Origin of the sequence: Mesorhizobium sp. M0621 (genome assembly GCF_040320745.1) — a bacterium.
Classification (GTDB): Bacteria; Pseudomonadota; Alphaproteobacteria; order Rhizobiales; family Rhizobiaceae; genus Mesorhizobium.
The window spans coordinates 1-2,837 of the sequence record NZ_JAMYQF010000117.1; the positions used below are offsets into that span (position 1 = coordinate 1).

The following is a 2,837-nucleotide window of genomic DNA, read 5'->3' on the forward strand; positions in this document are numbered from 1 at the left end:
TTTTAATACTATATATAAAAAAATAATATTTTATAAAAATCATCGGGTGCCGGGGGTGTTTTTGGGTGTTTCGCTACCCGGTGCCTCATTCCGGGTGGTTTAATTTTTTTTCGGGCGGGCGCGGCCGGGGGCGCCACCACGTTGTCATCTTTTGCCCATATCACGGTGCTACGAGCGAAGACGGCGGGGTTCTGGAGGTCGTTATGACTGTTAGCCTTGCCGGCACCCTGAAAAACCGCGGCAAACAGGTGGCGAAGCGGCTGCTTGGCTATGATTCCCGCAACTGGCTACGCGTCCGCCAGATCGAGGCGTTCAGCCTCTTTCTCGAAGCGGGCAACCGCAAAGCCTCCGACGTGATCGAGATCTCGCCCGGCTGGAACCGCACCTGGCGGGCAATGTGCCCCAACTACCGCTCGGTCGATTTCCCCGCCTTCGACATCTGCAAGGACCGCACCGACGAGCAATATTCCATCGTCATCGCCGACCAGGTGCTGGAACATGTGCGGCGACCGCAGGCGGCGGTGCAGAACATCCACGCCATGACCAGGCCCGGCGGCTGGGCGATGGTGGCGACACCGTTCCTGTTTCGGGTGCACGCCAGGCCGCACGACTACAACAGATGGACGCCCGCCGGCCTGAAGCAGCTGATGGTCGATGGCGGCTTTCCCGAAGCCAACGTCAAGGTCCACGGCTGGGGCAACAAGGCCTGTGCCAGGGCTCACATCGGCGGCCCCGTCCGCGCCTACGGCCTGTGGCGGGATCTGAGCAATGACGAGGAATACCCGCTGATGGTCTGGGCGTTCGCCAAGAAGGGTTGAGTGGCGGAAGCTGCGCTTTATCGCGGTCATGGCCAGGAAGTCTTGAAAGCTTGGACACTTGACCGGCTCCGCCGCCAGTGACCTACTTCGAGTTCGAGGAGGCGTTGGCGAATGGACATTCGAGCGACACTGACGGAGCTATGCGAGGCCTTCAACGCGCATGATCTCGATCGCATTATGGCCTTCTTCGCCGACGACTGCGTTCTTGAGATGCCAAGGGGAGCCGAGCCCTGGGGAACTCGTTGCGAGGGCAAGCGCAGCGTAAGAGACGCGCTGGCAACACGCTTTGAGGGCTTGCCCGATGTCTATTACGGCAACGCTGAGCATTTTGCGGACGAGGCTGCCGACACCGGCATGTCGAAATGGACCCTCACCGGCACCACCCGCGAGGGCATGAAAAAGGAAGTTCAAGGTTGCGATTTCTACACATTTCGCGACGGAAAGGTGATCCGCAAGGACTCATACTGGAAGATCATGGAGTAAGAGTTGGCATTTCTGTCTGAGCTTTTCGTCGCCCCAAATCTCCCACTAAGTGTGACCATTGCCGTTCTCGCCGACGAGATGCCGATCAAGCGCGGAAGACATTCGAAGCCGCTGCCAAGGATGAAAACATGTTCCTCCTGCACGCTCAGGTCTCCCAGGCCAAGCGAACGCTATTCCATGTCCGGTACATCGCCGCCCACAAACAGGGTCGTCGGCTCGCCATATTCGCTAAGCGAAGGTTAGCCTCGCGCGACCACACAATGACGCCAGCATGATTGCCCACCAAGTCCCCACCCCGCAATCCGAACCGCTCGACTCGGCTGCTCTGCCGGTCCGAGGACAAGTTGGAGATGATCGCCGCTCTCATCGCTGTCGAAGGCGGATCAGCTTGGGCGCTTTCTTTTAGGGCAGCAAATTATCCGACATGGAGGTTATCTTTCCGCTGAACTAACAGCCCGTTGAAGTTGAGCGGCGCAGGGGGAAGGACCTCGGTCATCTCGAATAGAGGCACAGGGCCTTCCGACTCTGGGACTTTCTGCTTGGTTTTCAGGTCCGTGATCTCCTCGTCGCGTCTCGCAATCCGGCTTTCCAGATTGGCAATACGCTCCGTCAGGAAATAACGTCCAACTGCAAATCCGCCGCCGCCGAACAATACGGCAAACGTGGCAAAGGCCGTCGGATTAGCCGACACCAGCTCAGAGTTACTCTGTATGAATTCGACAAATTCTTGCATAGGGCATTACCGCTCTCAGCCCCCCACAGGCGGCGCATCGTCGTACCCGATTGAGACAATCCCAGGCTGGGTCTCAAGCTCGCAGTTGTAGGCCATCAGAGCCTTTACGGTCTCAAGCGGACTATCGTAGCGGGCGACCAGCTTGACGGCTTCTGAACGTAGCCCAGCTTTGGCTTCGGCGTCAAAATACACCGTGTCCATTGCTTCCTCTTAGCGTTTCGCTCTGCGTGGTGCGACAAGCGCATCTATTTGTTCCTGAATATGCCCGTCGAGCACAATCATCTCCTTGAGCGCCTCATCACATCCCCTCGTCGATGGCGATGAAATCTTCGGCGTAGGCGTGAAGGGCGGCCTTTGCCGACTGCTGAGTGTCACAATGCGGTCTACAACAATGACTCCGCATATAGAACAAACAGGGAACAAAATGTCAAGAGCGAATTGACTCTGGGAGGAACCGAGCCCGTTTTTTGGTCATGCCGAAACAGAGCGGAAGACCGCGCCGCCTTGTGCAGACCCTATGCCGAGCACATGAGGTCTGTCAGCTGATCCGTGTCCATGCGTCAACTGCAACAACTCGCTGAACAGCGAATGAGCAGTCTATTGGGCAGCGCACTCGAGTCATTGATTTTCTGACCTCACGTCAGCCACGGGTCGACAGCAGAATGACCGCTTTAGATGATCTCGTCCTGTTAGCCGTCAGTCGACTACCGTGAAGAGTTTCGGGCGCCGGCAGGCGTACGAAAGTCCCCGAGGAAGGAACCCGCGGGCCACAGGCGATGGCTATGGGGATTTCGATTTGCGGC

The 2,837-nt window shown here is 57.6% G+C and carries 4 protein-coding genes; 2 read left to right on the plus strand and 2 right to left on the minus strand.

Translation table 11 applies throughout. The features are described from left to right. Positions 1–203: 203 nt before the first annotated feature. Both NKI38_RS33295 and NKI38_RS33300 read left to right on the plus strand, forming a co-directional pair. Positions 204–818 carry a class I SAM-dependent methyltransferase gene (locus NKI38_RS33295; protein ID WP_352665094.1) on the plus strand — a complete coding sequence of 205 codons (615 nt, stop codon included), beginning with the start codon at positions 204–206 and terminating at the stop codon, positions 816–818. Positions 819–929: 111 nt separating this feature from the next. Further along, positions 930–1,301, plus strand: a complete 372-nt coding sequence (locus NKI38_RS33300) for a nuclear transport factor 2 family protein (protein ID WP_352665096.1) — start codon at positions 930–932, stop codon at positions 1,299–1,301. A 415-nt stretch (positions 1,302–1,716) separates the two neighbouring features. On the opposite strand, the gene NKI38_RS33305 is transcribed toward NKI38_RS33300, so the two are convergent. Beyond that, a complete protein-coding gene (locus tag NKI38_RS33305; RefSeq protein WP_352665099.1) occupies positions 1,717–2,034 on the minus strand; it encodes a hypothetical protein in 318 nt (105 codons plus the stop codon). Positions 2,035–2,049: 15 nt separating this feature from the next. Continuing rightward, positions 2,050–2,235 (minus strand): hypothetical protein, encoded by a 186-nt coding sequence (locus tag NKI38_RS33310; RefSeq protein WP_352665101.1) that lies wholly within the window; start codon positions 2,233–2,235, stop codon positions 2,050–2,052. Positions 2,236–2,837: the final 602 nt, after the last annotated feature.

Bases quoted from the DNA above. Each gene is read 5' to 3' on its own strand.
- NKI38_RS33295 (WP_352665094.1), top strand. From the start codon at position 204: ATGACTGTTAGCCTTGCCGGCACCCTGAAAAACCGCGGCAAACAGGTG.
- NKI38_RS33300 (WP_352665096.1), top strand. From the start codon at position 930: ATGGACATTCGAGCGACACTGACGGAGCTATGCGAGGCCTTCAACGCG.
- NKI38_RS33305 (WP_352665099.1), bottom strand. From the start codon at position 2,034: ATGCAAGAATTTGTCGAATTCATACAGAGTAACTCTGAGCTGGTGTCG.
- NKI38_RS33310 (WP_352665101.1), bottom strand. From the start codon at position 2,235: ATGGACACGGTGTATTTTGACGCCGAAGCCAAAGCTGGGCTACGTTCA.